General features: G+C 35.9%; 13 protein-coding genes. 3 read left to right on the top strand and 10 right to left on the bottom strand.

Annotation, left to right across the window (positions count from 1 at the left end; genetic code table 11):
- Window positions 1-671 precede the first annotated feature (671 nt).
- Together ACFS3A_RS25040 and ACFS3A_RS25035 are read left to right on the top strand one after the other, a co-directional pair.
- Entirely contained in the window at window positions 672-1,577 is a 906-nt protein-coding gene (locus tag ACFS3A_RS25040) for a helix-turn-helix domain-containing protein (RefSeq protein WP_379828287.1), read from the top strand.
- 87 nt (window positions 1,578-1,664) lie between these two features.
- Window positions 1,665-2,564 (top strand): oxidoreductase, encoded by a 900-nt coding sequence (locus tag ACFS3A_RS25035; RefSeq protein ID WP_379828286.1) that lies wholly within the window; start codon window positions 1,665-1,667, stop codon window positions 2,562-2,564.
- 482 nt (window positions 2,565-3,046) lie between these two features.
- Here the strand turns inward: ACFS3A_RS25035 and ACFS3A_RS25030 are convergent, their stop codons facing one another.
- The 9 genes from ACFS3A_RS25030 to ACFS3A_RS24990 all read right to left on the bottom strand — a co-directional run bounded on the left by ACFS3A_RS25030 (window position 3,047) and on the right by ACFS3A_RS24990 (window position 14,104).
- Window positions 3,047-3,541 (bottom strand): M16 family metallopeptidase, encoded by a 495-nt coding sequence (locus tag ACFS3A_RS25030; RefSeq protein WP_379828285.1) that lies wholly within the window; start codon window positions 3,539-3,541, stop codon window positions 3,047-3,049.
- 898 nt (window positions 3,542-4,439) lie between these two features.
- The gene (locus ACFS3A_RS25025; RefSeq protein ID WP_379828284.1) at window positions 4,440-6,059 is read right to left on the bottom strand and encodes a hypothetical protein; all 1,620 of its coding nucleotides are present in this window, start codon (window positions 6,057-6,059) and stop codon (window positions 4,440-4,442) included.
- 243 nt (window positions 6,060-6,302) lie between these two features.
- Window positions 6,303-6,791: a hypothetical protein gene (locus tag ACFS3A_RS25020; protein ID WP_379828283.1), complete on the bottom strand. Its 489-nt coding sequence runs from the start codon at window positions 6,789-6,791 to the stop codon at window positions 6,303-6,305.
- 25 nt (window positions 6,792-6,816) lie between these two features.
- The gene (locus ACFS3A_RS25015; RefSeq protein WP_379828282.1) at window positions 6,817-7,386 is read right to left on the bottom strand and encodes a papain-like cysteine protease family protein; all 570 of its coding nucleotides are present in this window, start codon (window positions 7,384-7,386) and stop codon (window positions 6,817-6,819) included.
- Between the two features lie 179 nt (window positions 7,387-7,565).
- A complete protein-coding gene (locus ACFS3A_RS25010; RefSeq protein ID WP_379828281.1) occupies window positions 7,566-8,189 on the bottom strand; it encodes a papain-like cysteine protease family protein in 624 nt (207 codons plus the stop codon).
- Window positions 8,190-9,274: 1,085 nt separating this feature from the next.
- The gene (locus ACFS3A_RS25005) at window positions 9,275-9,904 is read right to left on the bottom strand and encodes a hypothetical protein (protein ID WP_379828280.1); all 630 of its coding nucleotides are present in this window, start codon (window positions 9,902-9,904) and stop codon (window positions 9,275-9,277) included.
- Complete coding sequence (locus ACFS3A_RS25000) at window positions 9,888-11,204, bottom strand: AAA family ATPase (protein ID WP_379828279.1); 1,317 nt, start codon at window positions 11,202-11,204, stop codon at window positions 9,888-9,890. Before ACFS3A_RS25000 ends, ACFS3A_RS25005 begins: the two co-directional genes overlap by 17 nt.
- Before the next feature lie 519 nt (window positions 11,205-11,723).
- Window positions 11,724-13,772, bottom strand: a complete 2,049-nt coding sequence (locus ACFS3A_RS24995) for a DUF4365 domain-containing protein (protein WP_379828278.1) — start codon at window positions 13,770-13,772, stop codon at window positions 11,724-11,726.
- A 62-nt stretch (window positions 13,773-13,834) separates the two neighbouring features.
- Window positions 13,835-14,104 carry a hypothetical protein gene (locus ACFS3A_RS24990; RefSeq protein ID WP_379828277.1) on the bottom strand — a complete coding sequence of 90 codons (270 nt, stop codon included), beginning with the start codon at window positions 14,102-14,104 and terminating at the stop codon, window positions 13,835-13,837.
- Between the two features lie 660 nt (window positions 14,105-14,764).
- Here ACFS3A_RS24990 and ACFS3A_RS24985 point away from each other — a divergent pair.
- The gene (locus ACFS3A_RS24985) at window positions 14,765-15,373 is read left to right on the top strand and encodes an NAD(P)-binding domain-containing protein (RefSeq protein ID WP_379828276.1); all 609 of its coding nucleotides are present in this window, start codon (window positions 14,765-14,767) and stop codon (window positions 15,371-15,373) included.
- Window positions 15,374-15,441: 68 nt separating this feature from the next.
- Here ACFS3A_RS24985 and ACFS3A_RS24980 read toward each other — a convergent pair whose 3' ends face one another.
- Window positions 15,442-15,774 (bottom strand): helix-turn-helix domain-containing protein, encoded by a 333-nt coding sequence (locus ACFS3A_RS24980; RefSeq protein ID WP_379828275.1) that lies wholly within the window; start codon window positions 15,772-15,774, stop codon window positions 15,442-15,444.
- Window positions 15,775-15,931: the final 157 nt, after the last annotated feature.

The raw sequence follows: 15,931 nt of genomic DNA, 5'->3' as shown, positions 1-15,931 counted from the left end.
AAGAACTACAAACAGTTCCAGAAATTAACATTATATAAAAACCTTTAAAAATACCCAAGTGTTTCATAATTCATCCTTTTTTGTCACAAAGTTTGTACCTCAAAATTCGAGGTACAACTGGGGTACAAATTTTAGCAAAACAACACCTAAATATTCCAAAAAAACAATTCAATAAAAAAAGATCCAAAATGTTAATTACCAATATTTTAGACCCTTTTGTTATTTTTACTTTGCGTTTATTTGCGCCCTCTATTTTCCGATGCAGAAATTAACTTTCCTTATTTCATAAGGGGTTAGCGGTAGCGAGGTACAAATAAGGTACAAATTTTACGTAAATAAAAAACTACAAAAAAAACAAAAAAAAAGTTGTTTTGTGGCTTAATAAATAGAGTCAATAATGAACTTACATAGGTTGCAGCTGGTTCAAAAGTAAAAAAATAAACTTTAATCCTAATAAAAACACCTTAAAAATCAAATAGATAACAATTATATATTTCATCCGCTAAAAAATTAAAATTCAATTGTCTTTTTGAACGACGATTTCCTTTCTAACATTTTAACCATTTTCCATCAAAAATATCGTCTCTCCTCTACACTTTCTCGAATTTTTCATAAATAGCTATTTTAGTAACGATTCACCCAAAAACATTTTTTTATTGTAATTTTACGGGATGCCGGATTTTTTAAGCTTAAATAAATTATACGATCTGCTGCCTGATTCCCACAGTGCAGAAAAAAAAGCAGACATTGGTCATTTTGACATCCTAAAAGTTGAGGATTTTGTCTCTGATGGAAAACCAGCTCATACCTCTTACTCCCGCCGCAGTTTTTTTAAAGCTAGTCTTATTCAGGGGGACTGCGTTGTGCATTATGCGGACCAGAGCATTACAGTAAAAAAATATGGGCTTGTTTTTACAAACCCCAGCGTACCTTACAAATGGGAAATTTTAAACAGAGAACAGTACGGTTTTATCTGTGTCTTTACAGAAGATTTTTTCATCGCCCCTCCTCCCATTAAAGATTGCCAGGTTTTCCAAAGTGCTGCTAATGCAGTCATTTTATTAGATCAAGAAAGTTTTGAAAAATTCAGCGTAATCTTTAGAAAAATGGAAATTGAACTGCGCAGCAACTACAACCATAAATACGATTACCTGCGTACCTTATTTATGCAGGTGGTACATGAAGCCCAGAAAATGGTGCCTGAAAAAGGTATAAAAGTAATTTCTTCTAATGCTGCTGAACGGCTGGCTTTGCTTTTCAATGATCTTTTAGACCGCCAGTTTTCCATAAAAGATGTAAACGATACAGCGCTGTTGAAATTACCTTCCGATTTTTCCAAAAGTTTAAATGTGCATGTCAATCACTTAAATAAAGCGTTGAAAACTGCAACGGGCCATACTACTTCACAGCTGATAAAAAAAAGAATCCTGACAGAGGCAAAAGTGCTTCTTAAAACAACAACCTGGACTATTACACAGATTTCACATTGTCTGGGTTTTGAAGAACCGAACCATTTTTCTTTGTTTTTTAAGGAAAATATGTCTGTAACCGCCAGCGATTTTAGAAACGGAAATTGATTGTTTTTTGTATTTTATTGTTTCGTTGCTGTATAGAACTAAGAGCATAGGTTTAAGAACTTTGTCCTAATATTTAATAGCAATAGTATGTGGACAAAAGAAAACATTCCTGATCAGACAGGAAAAACCGTTATAATCACTGGATCTAACGTAGGGATAGGATACGAAACTGCACTTGCATTGTACGAAAAAGGGGCAGCTGTCACATTGGCCTGCCGTGATGAGCAAAAAGCCGGCAGCGCAGCGAACGAAATTTCAAAAACAAAATCTAAAGGCAGCATAGAAGTATTAAAATTAGATCTGTCAGACCTTAATCAGATAAAAGAAGCCGCAGATGTGTTTAAAAAGAGGCATGATAAGCTGGATCTTCTGATTAATAATGCCGGAGTCATGGTGCCTCCCGCATCTTTCACTGCACAGGGTTTCGAGCTTCAATTTGGAACCAATGTGCTTGGACATTATGCTTTTACGGGACATTTATTCAATCTTTTAAAAGCAGCTCCGCAGTCAAGGATAATAACTGTCAGCAGCTTAGTATACACCGCTGGCAAAATTGATTACGAGAACCTCAAAAGCGAAAAAAATTACGATCCCAATCGTGAATATGCACAGAGTAAATTAGCCAATCTTCTCTTTACCCTTGAACTTCAGGACAGGATCGAAAAAGCCGGGGAAAACATAATATCTGCCGCGTCTCATCCAGGAGCGACACTTACGAATCTTGCACGTTTCATCACCCAGGAACAATTTGACAGCATGATCGAGACTTATGGAGAACTTATGCCTGCCTGGAAGGGTGCGCTGCCGTCATTGTTCGCCGCAGTAAGTCCTGAGATTAGCGGAGGCGAACTTATTGGACCGGATCAGGACGGGGGACTCCGCGGGTATCCAACAAAAGCGGTCATAGAGCTTTCCGGATCTTATCATCTTGAGGCAGAGAAACTATGGAAGTATGCTCAGGAGGCAACCGGAATTATTTATCCGTGATCTATAATTCATCTGATTAATTTTCAGCACGCGTTTCTTTACCCGAAGAAAACAAGTAAAAAAAGCTTTCGATTGTCTTGATTATTAGATTATCCAGGAAGCAGGACTAAATGTCTGCAGAAATTCCTAAAATCGCTGCTTATTAAAACAGGCTTGCTTAATACTGATTAAGCGAGCCTGTTTTGATTAAATTTGGAAGTAAGTACTCCTATAAAGCTTTTTTTTATCCGGATATTCTCTTTATCGCTTTTAAATTATTATGATCATAAGCGTTCTGATATAATCAGACAGTACGGACAGATCAATTTTTCAAAAGTTAAAAAAACTTATCATATTCATTTTCAATTCATTAAAGTAATTTATCTAAACAAAATATTTAAATTATAGTGGTATTTAATTGCTGCCAGAAGATTTGAAATAATTGTAATGATTGCAAAGACGCAGTTAAGCACTTTTAACTGCCGTATCAGTATTTTTTTTTATTATTCTGCTTCAAACGTTATAGTCGTTTTTTTAATTTCTGCTATTATTTCCCCCGTAGCATAGCGGTCCGACTCGATGTGAAGCGCCAGCTCTATCTGATCGCTTGGAATGGTTTCAAAATAATTCGTTCGGTCGTACCATGTTGTGGCATTCATCTGCGCCCCAATATTCTGGAGGACAGTAAAAATGGGATTTCCGTTCTTCTTATTGAAGGTAGGAGTTCCTTTAAAATTAAGATGCTCCAGCAGATGTGTTGAACCAGTATTTCCGGTAACTTCGTGCTTAGAGCCTACGCGATACACAATCTGTACAGTAACCACTGGTGATGAGTTGTCCTGAACCAGCAATACATTCATCCCGTTGGGCTGGTAGAGGTATTCTTCAATTCCCTGCAATTCCTGAACTTTTTTAAAATTCAACTGTTTATCCTGTGCGTAAACAGAAACGGTTGACAGCAGAAAAACGGATAACTTGATAAACGGATTTTTTGTCATTGATAAATAAAATTTGAAACTGATAAAGCACCGGGCTGCGGTACAATTAAATTTGTAAATGAGGTTTCAGCAGTTTATGCTGCATATTTTTAGAATTGATTAATTGCTACCCTAAATGGATTGTTCTACCCGGAGCAGATATAAAGATCTTGGCGATCCGATTACGGACATCCTTAAATGTTTTAGAGTGCGGTTTTCTCGAAAAGTTCATCTGTTGTTTTTTTAGGGTTATATAATAAGAACAACAAAGCATTAAAAAAGTACTATTAAAGTTTCACTTATTTTTAAACAAAAATCAAGAAATCGTTAAAAGACCGCGATAAATAACAAATTACCCGCCATACGGATATATTAATGATTTTGCTAAACCGTAAGAAAATACTTGAGTGGATATAAAACTGAAAGCCGAAAGAAATAATCTGCCTTCTTTTTTTAGTAAGAAGAATAGAACCCAAAATGATACTTTTTAAGCACATCAATAAAATTGCGCATACGAATCAAAAAATGAATATGCTTCATGTTTTACGCAGCGGACATAGATTTGCCGTCTTTGGAATTTAGCAACTCAAAGGATTAAAAAATAAAGCAACTGTTCAAAATTGCAGAAGCTTTACTCTAAAAATAAGAGTAAAGCTTCTCTAAGGCTATCCCAATGGAAAATCTTGATATAAGACAGTAATTTGGTGTAGAAAACAGGATTGAGGTATTTACCGGCTTTCAGTAGCAATGAGGCGCAAATAAGCCGAACAAAAAATTATCAAAATACGCAACCTAATATGAAAGTAAACAGCATCAGAAGAATTGTCAATGGATTCATTTCCAATTAATTTCTGTGCTGATTTTTTGATCTGTCTTTGTTTTTTTCATAACCCCAACAACATATTAATTCACATTTTGTTTATTGTCTTTGAAACGTCATAATTTCTCCGTTTGTAAATTTCCATTTCATTGTTGAGCTTGTTAATTCCAAAATTTCACTAGTGCTTGTCGCATATCCGTAGCCACTACCGTAAACAATTATTTGATTACCATTTACAGAATAAGTGGAATTAATCTTTTCCTGAGGCGGATTACATGAAATTACCCCTTCGTTATATTCATATGTCATATCCGAATTAAATATCATTAGGTCATCCTGAGAACAAAGTATATATCCATTAATACCTTGACCACAAGGAGTGGTAGTAATAGCGCTAACAGGAATTGTAAACCGGTCAACACCACACAGTACCGAGCTTATAGCTTTCCAGGTTCCAACTATATCATTTTGTAATGTCACAGTAATTGGAAACCTGCCTGAAAAAGTTGAAAAACCGTCACTAAAACTGTAATTTAAATAATCCGAAACCGCCTTGTTACTATTGTTTTTGATTTTCATTTTTAATTGACCATTGGTAAAACCAACGGATTGTAAATCTAGATTGCTACTTGTAATACTGAATTTTATTTTATTAAAAATTTCCGGAATCATAGCATTACTTACTAATGGACTATCGGCAGGCAACTGGAACTTTGTAAATAATGACAAAGTAACAAAAGGCAGCGTATTAAGTGATACGATTATATTATTGGCCTTATCAATGCAAAAATTAAACTTATTGTACGTATCAAAAAAATCAGCTAATTCATTTTTGGCATTGGCTGAATCAGACAATATAATTTTTCTGTCCTGGGTATTAAAATTTAATGTTTTTTCTGTTTCACTTTGAAATGAAATTACAGCTAATGCCTTTTTAGTTACCTCACTAATTTCACCGTCCATTATTAGGCTAGTTGTTTTAAAACCTTCGTCATAAATTTTTTTTAACGATTTTGCAACACTATACAAACCATATGACAAAGGCACAACTGACAGCAACTTAATTTCCGGAGTACCAAAATAAACACCCACAATTCCAATTACCAAAGCGGAAGTTCCAACCATAGATTTTTTTAATTCAGTCTTGATTATGTCTGTCAATCTTCCGGTATAGTTTTCATTATAATTATTACTCATCATAAAATCGAACCACTTTTTATTTACTTTATAGAACAATGCAAGGTTATTTTGTTGCTCGGCTGTTAAATTGGTGTAAGCAATATTAAAGGAATTGATATTATTTGTGAATATTACCGCTTCACTCGTGTTTTCCAATGTCAGTAATATGTTGTCAATCTGATTTCTAAGGGGCTGTATGGTCTTTTCTGGTGTTTCTGCTAAAACCGGCTTTTTTACAATGTATTTTCTTTTAATTGTCTTTAACTGAAAATTAAAATTTCCTTCCGGAAGATTCCCTGGTATAATAAAATGCAATCTATTATCTGAACCTTTTGTTATGTTAATCTGAATACCTCCGATTTCTGAAGTGTATTCATTTTGATTAAAATCTTCTTGTCCTGTATCTATTGAGACTAATTGAAAATTCGATACGGTTTCAGTTATGACATTATCATCCTCAATTGGTTGTTCAGGATCTTTAGTACAGGAGTTTAGTATCAATAAGGCTAAAATGAATAATATATTTTTTAAGGATTTCATTTAGATAATATTTAGTGTTATACTTGGTCATTTTGTTTTGTCGAATCAGCAGCAATGAAATAAAGGACATTCAAAACAACAAGCAATTCAGCAAGACGCAAAGAGAATCATTGGAATTAAGGTTTTCCATGCATTGTTTTTACAAAACACAAATCTCAAGTGCGATTTTGGACTCTCACTCTGTATTAACAATCTTGTTTAAAAAATTTAAAATTATGAATAACCTTTTCTCCATCGAAAGTGTCAGTCCGGATACTTGTCAGTGAAAATGCCGTACACTTTACCATTGCTGTCAAAAATAATCTGATTGATATTCAACCCTTTTTGATATTGATTCTTAACAAAGAAATTATCGTTGCCATTATTGTAAGTATAGGTAATCTCCAAAGCTTTCACAAAGGCACCCAGATTTTTAGAAGTTTTCTCGGAAACCTCATTAAACTTTTCCCTTGTTACAATAGGTTTTAAACCGTCAGACATCATTTCTGAAAGGTCGCTATACCTTTTGTATACAATCATGTCATTAACTTTCCTAGCTGTTTCCTTTAAACGGGAAATTCTTGTCTTATCAAGACGCACTGTATCCTCTACCGGATCCACTGTTTTCACAGGATCCGGCTTTGGTACATATGCAAAATAAGCTACAATGATACTTCCAATAACCGGTATCGATGCAAGTAAAATCCTTTCTCTGTTGATCTTATTGGAATTTCTGCTCTCTTTAACTCCCATCTTTTCTGTTTTTTATAAATTATTTTCATCTAACATTACATGTCATAAATCCCATTAAACCTTCCTGAAGCAGTGCATTGATGCTTTTCTGGATTATTACTGAAGAGCCGTCAGGCCTTGGGTCCAATAAACGGAGCGCTGTTATCTGCAGATTCGAATTGTTTTTGACATAATCAACACCTACGCAGACTACACCATGTGCGCGTGTTGCCATCACAAGAGGTATTCCGTCACTTAATTGATCTATAATAATCCAGGGATCATTATTGTTCATTTGCGATAAATAAGACACATAGGGAATTATCGCAATACTCTCTCCGCTATTAGTGCTGTAGGTGCCCCTGAGTCCAACTTTCGCCAGTTCGTAGGTAGGCCCGGCACCTTGATTTACGACTGAACCAAATACTTTCATCGACTGGTTTTCCTGACTTTCATTTATGTCAAATGCCTTGAGCAGCATTTGATTGCAGGCCGCCCAGCAACAGTTACATTCTTTTTGTTTCGCATACAAATACTGTGCATTTGGGATATCGACAGAATAGGTCTGCGAATATATCTGCCAGGTAAAAAATATAGCAGATAAGCTAGCTATCAAATATTTTTTCATTTATCAGGGTTTAAAAATAAACTTCACTTTTAATGGCGTTTCTAACAGGTGCTTCTGCCCTTATTTGAGGCATTTAAAAAAGGCCGAAGCCCCTTTCTGAACTAGGCAGCAAGCAATACAAACCGTCTTATTGAACCATTACATTTTTTTTATTCTTTCAAATCTTATTAGTATTGAATTCTGACATACCAATGGGACTGCATTAAGCTTGCAAGATTACTTCCGTAGTACTCGTTTCTGCCGTTGGTCATGATATTTTCCTCACTGGGCCATGGATCCCTCACTACAATGGTTTGAATCAGCGGACCTGAGGGCGTTGAAATATAACTGCATGCTGTTAGCACAACTGCATGACCTGAATTGGGACCTGACTTATATCCAATCAGTACCGGCCTCTGATTATAAAGTTCCTGGATTAAATAAGATGGACTCGGTGCACCCCAGTTTAAGGATGCCGATACCACATACTGCCTTCCGGAATTATCAACACTCCAATTATTCAGGTTTGCTGTGATTACTGAAAGACTGCCCGCCCAATTTGGCAGGCTTCCTGTCGGTTCAATTCCATAACTCCTGTAAACGATCTGCTCCTGAGTAATATATAAACCATAATAATTAAAAATCATTTGTATTGAGGCGGCCCAGCACCAATTAGAATTTCGTTGGGCAGATGCAAAATAATTAAAACTTTCACTTGGTATCCCAACGTAGACAGCCTGCTGTCCAAAAGACTGATGTCCGAAGCACAGTAGAAAAATTATAACACGTAAATATTTGAATCTCTTTATCATAATATTGCTGATTTTAGATTATTGCAATATTACATTAAGCTCCTGTGGGCAATTGGCGTGGAAAGAGAAAAGCAGTAATTTTAAGAATTAGCTTATAAAACAAAATTGATTTTGAAATTAGAGTCAAATTGTAATATTTCAAGTAAACTAGCGGTTATTTGATCTGTACACAAATCTGTATCAAACTTATAAAAAATACTAGTATTATTCTTAAAAAAACAACACAAATCGTTAAAAATCAATTAATTAAGTCAAAAAACATAAAACTTAAAAATAAACAAGAATAAAACTATTAAATGATTGATTTTCCATCAATAACAAAGAATAATATTTCCATTTTTTAATCTGACTGTCGAAAAAAAAATAAGATAAAATGAAACTCCACATATGCTTAATAAAAAAATTAAAGGATATAATTTTAGACTTAACCACTCAATACAGCTTTAATGATTAAAAATTTAAAATACCTGGCAGTTTCAGAAATTCGCAATCCTTATTCGATACATTGAAGTACAAATATGGTCTATTATTTTCCCGTAAGACAATTCAAAAAAACTTAACAAAGAAACTTTTATATGCATTCAACAACTAATTCAGTAAGGTTTATGAATTCCGAAGTTGCTTCAAAAGTAAAAAATGCATTCTAGTATAAAAATAGAAATAAATTAAATAAACAAACTATTGGGTCCTACCCAAGAACCGTTAATGATGCATTTTTTGCAACCCTTTCCATTTATCATATGCATCTGATTAAGATTTTAGACAATAAACAGACAAGTATTTAAAGAGATTTTTAAGAAAGATCGTGAACCCCAAAAAACTTTAAATATCATCTAAATCGGCACCTACATAATTGGCCTTGATGAAATGGAATTACTCCTTTTATTTTCTGATTTGCATCACTACTGATATACATAGCATTTTTGTGTTCTCCAATAATCCCAACATGCTCATAATGCTTCAATGCCTTCCATAAAGATTTCAGACTTGCCAGGCTAGTTTTTTTTGAACGACTCTGCAATAGCTTTTTTTATAACATATCGTAAACAAGCTAATTGCCGCACACTTCTAACCATAAATTTTAGTTAGGTGATAAAATCTTGCAGTATTCTCACCAGCACAGGCGAAAATGCTTCGAGCCGATTTTGAGCGGAAGGAGTTGATAGATCCTCTATCAGAAGTCCCAACAATTCATTATCCAATAATCCTATATCAGCAGGATTTTCTCCAATGGTATAGATCAGACTATTAACCAGATCCTTTCTTACAGCAGTTAACTTTTCGGTATCCAAACCCAATACATCGATAGTTTTTCTTCCATCATCAGTGAGTCCGACAGCTGCACCGCTTAAATAATATTTGATATCGGTTTCACACGATGCGTGCAATGGTGTGATCGGCAGATGATATGCTTTTTTATGCATACCGCAATGATGCTTTCCGTTGCAGCTTGCAACAAAATTGGTATAGGTCATCGATAGCTGAGGGCTGGTATGCCTCGCTATGATATGTTCATTATGTGAATTATCATGATCAATGCTACAACAGCAGTAGGCACAAATATAGTGCTGTTCTGTAAGACAGGAATTACGAATATCACTCTTTACCTGCGGGCCCGCATCGTGATCACGCAATTCATGATACAAAACATTTGGGTTATGAGCAATAAAAGCAGTAAGAGTGACTGGAGCTAAACCTTTAGTTATGACTTTCATTCTGCAGCTGCAATCTTTTAATTAACAATCTTGCTTTTACCATTTCAATATGATCTTTTGGAAGTTCCATTCCCAGTTCGATTAACAGTATCTTGGCATCTTCCAGGTTTTTATCCTGTACTGCATTCATTAAAGATCTGATTTTGAGTTCAACTTCCTGGTTTCTGATATCGGTATCCATCGCCTTTATCAGTACGTTGTTTACATCCTCACCATAAAGTGGATCAATTTCAGCAAGTCTGCCAAAATCCAATGAGTAACATAGCAGATCTTTTTCATCACTGATCAGTAGCGGTGAATGCGTGGTGATAATGAACTGTATATTCGGAAAAGTATCTTTTAGGCGTCCTACAAGGCTTCTCTGCCATTTGGGATGCAGATGCAGCTCTGCTTCATCGATTAGCACAACACCACTCCCAATTAAAGGATTTTCCATTGAAGGATTCATTATTGCCAACCTTCTTGCAATGTCCCCCACTAATGCCATGGTCAGTTTTTCCCCTTGGGAAAGCTGTTCAACATTCAAGGGTGCTCCATTTTTATCCACTGCCATATGCAACCTCGGTTTTCTCTGTACTCTGAAATTTTTTAACTCGGGCAGAAAACTCTCAAGGGCACTTTTTACAGCCATAAGCTGAATATCCGAAAGTTTATTCAATTGCCTAAATACTTCATCCATGTTGTGTCCCGGTTTAAAACTTTCCAGGACTCTTATTTTCTTTTCATTTTCAACATCCTCTCTTTCTCGGTACCATTCAAAAAAACGTCTGTAGTCAACAATTCCACGAAGTGCGTTATCATAGCCGTCCATCTGCTCAAAAGTGTGTTTTCCCCGTATCTTTAGCGGAATATCCAATACTCCCCTATTGGCATCATAGAAAAGCAACAAAGGAAACGAAAGCTTATCGTCCACAGAATATCGATCCTTGTATTGGTTCACTAACCTGTTTAGTCCTTCCAGCCTAGTAGGTCTTTCCGTTTTTTTTCCTCTTTTAGCTTTTGATACGGTCCACTCAAATTCCTCGTTATCATGCTCGGTTATAATAGTGATCTGACCGCTTGCAAATGAATTATTGATCTTAAGTTCACTGATCGGCATACCTGCTCCTTTCTCACTTCTAATCCTGGACACAAACCAGCTGAAACCAATAGCCACTGATTCCAAGATGGTCGATTTTCCGGCGCCATTACTGCCGATAATTAAAGTATTATTAAATAATTTTTCAGGGTAAGGGGCAAACTTCAAATTCAATTCCTCGAATTGCCCTATACCTCTTAGATGTAATGACTTAATTTTCATGAATATAGAAAGGATAAATAAAAGACAAAACCTGCCTTTAACAGCTCAAAAATAACGATTAAAAATATGGAATGCAATATTAGTCCGCAATAATGTTCAAATCAGGATAGTGTCAGCTCAGAATAATAGAAAATAGCAAAGGTATCAGACTTCCGTAAAAACTTTATTTTATTGAAACGGCTTCTAAAAGATTTTCACTTTTAATAAATCAGACTGCACTATTGCACCTCATTGTACAATTCAGGCGAGATTTGAAAGTCTTCCTCCTGATCCAGGATGTGTAGAATTTCCGTGTAACCTTTCGAAATACGGCTGTATTTTGGTCAGATGAGTGTGAGCTGCTGGTGCTAATCTGAATCTTTTCCCACCTCTAAGCGTATTTCCTTCCGCATTTTTTAAACCTGCCTGTAAATCAAGGATAAATTACTTTTAACAATCTGGCCGCTGTTAGTAAAAAAAACAAGGTCTTCATCCCAGCATACGGTTCAATCATATTGATACAACTACCTTCCATTTTGATTAAGATCCCGTTCTATAGAACTTGTTCTCATAAAAATATTTTCGAATCCTGTAAATATTCTGCCAGCTAACAAATCCAAGATCATCTTCTTTACCATTACCATAGCCTTCACATTTTACAGTTTCATTTAAAATATTCACTACAGGCTGCGCTATTCCGAATAACTGCCTGAAACTCTCTTTACCGTGTTCCTCTACGTTCAGTACCTCTAAAACATTTTCAACCTCTGTTCTTGGAAACCTGAAATAGCCTATAGGAAAAAGGTGGATGCCATAGGTCTCATTGCGTTTATAAGCTAAGCAAGAAATTTCATCTTCGTCCATCTTCTGCATCTCTTCCGCATTCTTCTTGAGTATTTCAGCATTCCTGCTTCCCCTTTGTCTGCTTTCCGAAATAAAATCAATGAAAGTTTCATGCTGCGTGCCTCTGTTCTTAAGATGCTCAAATTTCTTTTTTAGATCCCTGCTCTCATAAATATCAACAATCCTTTTCAATTCATCCAAAACACTTGATGCCTTCACAAAATCATCAGTGAAGTGAAGGATTTCATACTGAAATGAAATTGCTACAGCCTGATTTTCAATGTGGCCGACTTCGGCGAAATACGACACGGATTTACTAATCTTATCCAGCAAAATTTCCAGTTGCTCCTTCATTTCTCCGCTTAGTTCGCTGATCAACTTCTCCTGCGTGTCGAAAAGAATCTTAAAATTGCACAAAAACTGGTACCTTATCCTCACCTCAACCAAAATAGAATTGTGGAAGGAAAAGTAATCCTGAACGGCAACAGCGTCATTGTGCAGATCTGTGACCTGCCTTAACCAGCCGGTGTGAAGCTTTACTATCCCAGTTACAAACTCCAATCGTGTCGATTTGTCCAGGGTAACATCTTCGTAGGCAAAAACATGGCAGCAATTCTTGACAAAATCCATATTATTTTGGATGCCTTCATAAAACAGTATTTCCCTTCTGGCATTGATTACAATATGCTCATTTGCATCAGGGCTCTGCATGATCTGCTCAACTGATCTCTTAAAAATTAAAAATGCATCCGGGTGCCTGTTTTTCTGATATTCGCTCTTCGCATTTTCTAGCTTAACATATAGCCCTATATTCATGTCCGATTCCAACTTGTCCATCATTGCAGTGAATTCGTCTTCCTCAATCATTCCAAAGAAATAGCGCGCAGCCGCGTAAAAGTATTCCAGGTGATTGTTCATATCAGCTGACAATTCACTTTTCAATCTATAAGCATCTTTAAGGTATTTCAGCGCATCGTACATATTTCCGTCGTAATAATAAGCAAGGCCGAGGATTAGATTGTAAAACGAAGAAGAGGCAACATTTCCTGATGCTTTTTTATGGTACGCTATGACAGTCTTCCATTGGGCCTTATTAATCAGACTAAGACCAACAACTTCAATATTATTTCTGACATCGGCATCATCTGTTATATTCAGATTTACATCAAATGAAATTTTATCCTCAGTGTGCCCCGCGCTTGGACGTAAAGTCATTTTTTCATTTATATACCTGTGAAACTTACCTTTCTTCAATACTTCGCTGTAAATATTATCTATAGCGTGGCTATCAAGATGTTTTTCAAATCGCAGCGAGTAGCTCTGCTGTGTCTTGCCGGTATTTTCCTTAGCTTCAATAGCTCTAAGGAAATCACTTACATTTTCATAGTAGAAGGTTTTGGATGGCAGGTGGCACAAAACATAATAAGCCGGCATTCCGTTATTGAAAAGATAGTTCACATTTGAAAGATCTATCTGCTTGCTATAACTGCCATCCAGATTTTGCTCAATAGCCTCGGTAGCCTTCAGTTGGACGGCGAACCGGAAGTTGGTATGGACCGATCTCCCGTCAGGAGTTTCTATTTTAAGCTCAACATGGAAATCTACGCCTTTGTCCTTGTCAATCTCTGGGCGGATTTCAAACCTTTTGATATCAAATAAAGCTTTGAATAAATCGCCGGACAGGCTTTCCAGCTCTTCCTTTGCATTTGCAAAAGGCAGCTGCATTTCATTAAAAAAATCGTCCATATTTAGCATTGTTGTATAAAGATTTTTTCTAAAAACTATTGCTCTTTTCGTTTATAAATTAACTAGAATCTTTTCCAAGTTTCCAATCTCTTTTCACCTGAGACCAAATTTTCGTTGTAATTCCAGACAAGTTTTTCAAACATTCCCTGATCTTTTATAAAACCCTGTTTATCAAGCAATCTTATATCACAATCCTGATCAACTGTTAGAAACGTACCGTTCTTTTTATTGATTGCGATAACGGTCTCGCGTATAAACATCTCTTGAGCAAAAGTGGAGTCACTGTAAGGATGGTACTTCTTATTGGTATTGTCAATTATTACCAGATTCATTATTATGAGGATTTAAATGTTACTATTTCAAAACTTTAAAATTATGAATTTACCGACAAAAAGAAAGTGTAATTCTAATTAATTCTAGAATTTTGGTGTAGCCAGATTGCAAACATTTTTAGTCAGAAAGTTATTCTTTTCTGTTCACGAGTATCTGCTGATAACTATGTCATTTAAAGAAATAACCTTTTTATTTGACAAATTTAGGCCTTACAATTATTAAGAAAATTGCTTATTGACTCCATTTTTCTGTCACCATTATGCTTTTGATCTTTTGCGTCTTTAAAAGTCGAACACAAATTCTGATCCTCGAAAGCTGCTCTCGAATACTTTGATTGTCTTCTATGATAAAAATTAAGATGATCAAGGTCCGAATTCATTTTTCCGGCATCTATAAGCAATACCAAAACACGAGATATAAACAATAAACCTGTAGAAAATCTGTCGGTTTACCTGAAAACGGTCTTCCATTACCATCGAAAATAACATTTATACCCTTTCACCTAAAAAACAGGTAGAAATACCTGACTAAAAAAGACATATTAAACCTAATTTTAATCCATGAATTTATAAACGTTCTCCATCATAATTCAACTATACGCATCTCAAGCATTCTTAAAATTTTATTAGTGAGCAATAATAATTTAAAAAGCAGTAGTTATGAAAATTGGAATAATCGGCATCAGCACCTTTACATTGGAATTAGCCTGCAGGGCCGCACAGGCAGGCTGTGAAGTCATCATCAACAATCCCAGGGGCGGAAGCCTTATTAAAGATGCTGTCAAAAAAATGGGGACACATGCATGGATCGGAAGCCTAGAGCAGGCCGCTGCCGCAGAAATAGTAGTGCTGTTCATTCCAAAGGATGATCTTGAAAACATTATCAGATCCCTGCCGGATATGTCAGATAGGATCGTAGTGCATACAAGCGGGCTTATATTTGATCCGCACCTTCTGCTCTCCGGAATTACAAATGCAATGACCTATAAAATCACTGCCTCACTGCTGCCGCAGGCTCATGTAGTAAAATTATTCAGCCCCGTTGAAACTCAGCATAAAAAAGCAGACGTTTCCGATCAAATAAAGGAAAATATTTTTTATATCACCGATCACTCAGATTCCAGAAATCTGATCAGAAGCTTTCTAAAAAAACTTCACTATGTCCCTATTGACCTTTCTGCCAGAATGGATCTGCACCATAAAGGACTGTCCTTAAAAAACTTTATTAATCCGCTTGCTGTAAAACCTTTCAAAAACAGCCATAATTAATAACGCCGGCAAAATAGAACCGAAAACAGAAAGCCTGCAGAAAATCTGCAGGCTTAGAACAAATATTCCTATCTGTTGTATTTCTGAACCACCTCCCGCTGTATTTCCGACATGGTTTTGATTCTACCGGACTTTATCCAGTCCAGCAGTTCCGACTTTATAAAATAAAGCTTTTTTCCTTGTTTGCTGACCGGAATCTCATTTCGGCACACTTTGGAATAAATAGTGGCAACGGAAAGGTTAATGAGTTTGGACGCTTCGATAACAGTCATAAATCCAGGATCGTCGTTAGGGGTAAGTTTCCCGTTTTTAATCTCCTTTACCATCCGTTCGATGTTTTCCACCCGCATGACAAGCGTCCCCAATATATCGGGCAGATCTTCAAAGGTAAAAGGTTTCATAATAGCTCTGTTTTAGATATTTCAAAATCAAAAAAATAAATCCTGCTCCCTCTTGTTTTTTTAAACGAAGGCTCATACCGCAGATAGCCGTATTCATGCAGTTCCTGGAGACATTTGTGGTAGGTGAACTTGGAAGATATTTTTGCAATAGGGGACA

This window comes from Flavobacterium notoginsengisoli, assembly GCF_042686225.1.
Taxonomy (GTDB): Bacteria; Bacteroidota; Bacteroidia; order Flavobacteriales; family Flavobacteriaceae; genus Flavobacterium; species Flavobacterium notoginsengisoli.
The sequence above is the reverse complement of the archived record's forward strand: the minus strand, read 5'-3'. Positions and strand labels throughout refer to the sequence as shown.

What these genes read in the sequence shown, in the direction of transcription:
- ACFS3A_RS25040 (WP_379828287.1), top strand. Translation starts at nt 672, where the DNA reads ATGCCGGATTTTTTAAGCTTAAATAAATTATACGATCTGCTGCCTGAT.
- ACFS3A_RS25035 (WP_379828286.1), top strand. Translation starts at nt 1,665, where the DNA reads ATGTGGACAAAAGAAAACATTCCTGATCAGACAGGAAAAACCGTTATA.
- ACFS3A_RS25030 (WP_379828285.1), bottom strand. Translation starts at nt 3,541, where the DNA reads ATGACAAAAAATCCGTTTATCAAGTTATCCGTTTTTCTGCTGTCAACC.
- ACFS3A_RS25025 (WP_379828284.1), bottom strand. Translation starts at nt 6,059, where the DNA reads ATGAAATCCTTAAAAAATATATTATTCATTTTAGCCTTATTGATACTA.
- ACFS3A_RS25020 (WP_379828283.1), bottom strand. Translation starts at nt 6,791, where the DNA reads ATGGGAGTTAAAGAGAGCAGAAATTCCAATAAGATCAACAGAGAAAGG.
- ACFS3A_RS25010 (WP_379828281.1), bottom strand. Translation starts at nt 8,189, where the DNA reads ATGATAAAGAGATTCAAATATTTACGTGTTATAATTTTTCTACTGTGC.
- ACFS3A_RS25005 (WP_379828280.1), bottom strand. Translation starts at nt 9,904, where the DNA reads ATGAAAGTCATAACTAAAGGTTTAGCTCCAGTCACTCTTACTGCTTTT.
- ACFS3A_RS25000 (WP_379828279.1), bottom strand. Translation starts at nt 11,204, where the DNA reads ATGAAAATTAAGTCATTACATCTAAGAGGTATAGGGCAATTCGAGGAA.
- ACFS3A_RS24995 (WP_379828278.1), bottom strand. Translation starts at nt 13,772, where the DNA reads ATGGACGATTTTTTTAATGAAATGCAGCTGCCTTTTGCAAATGCAAAG.
- ACFS3A_RS24990 (WP_379828277.1), bottom strand. Translation starts at nt 14,104, where the DNA reads ATGAATCTGGTAATAATTGACAATACCAATAAGAAGTACCATCCTTAC.
- ACFS3A_RS24985 (WP_379828276.1), top strand. Translation starts at nt 14,765, where the DNA reads ATGAAAATTGGAATAATCGGCATCAGCACCTTTACATTGGAATTAGCC.
- ACFS3A_RS24980 (WP_379828275.1), bottom strand. Translation starts at nt 15,774, where the DNA reads ATGAAACCTTTTACCTTTGAAGATCTGCCCGATATATTGGGGACGCTT.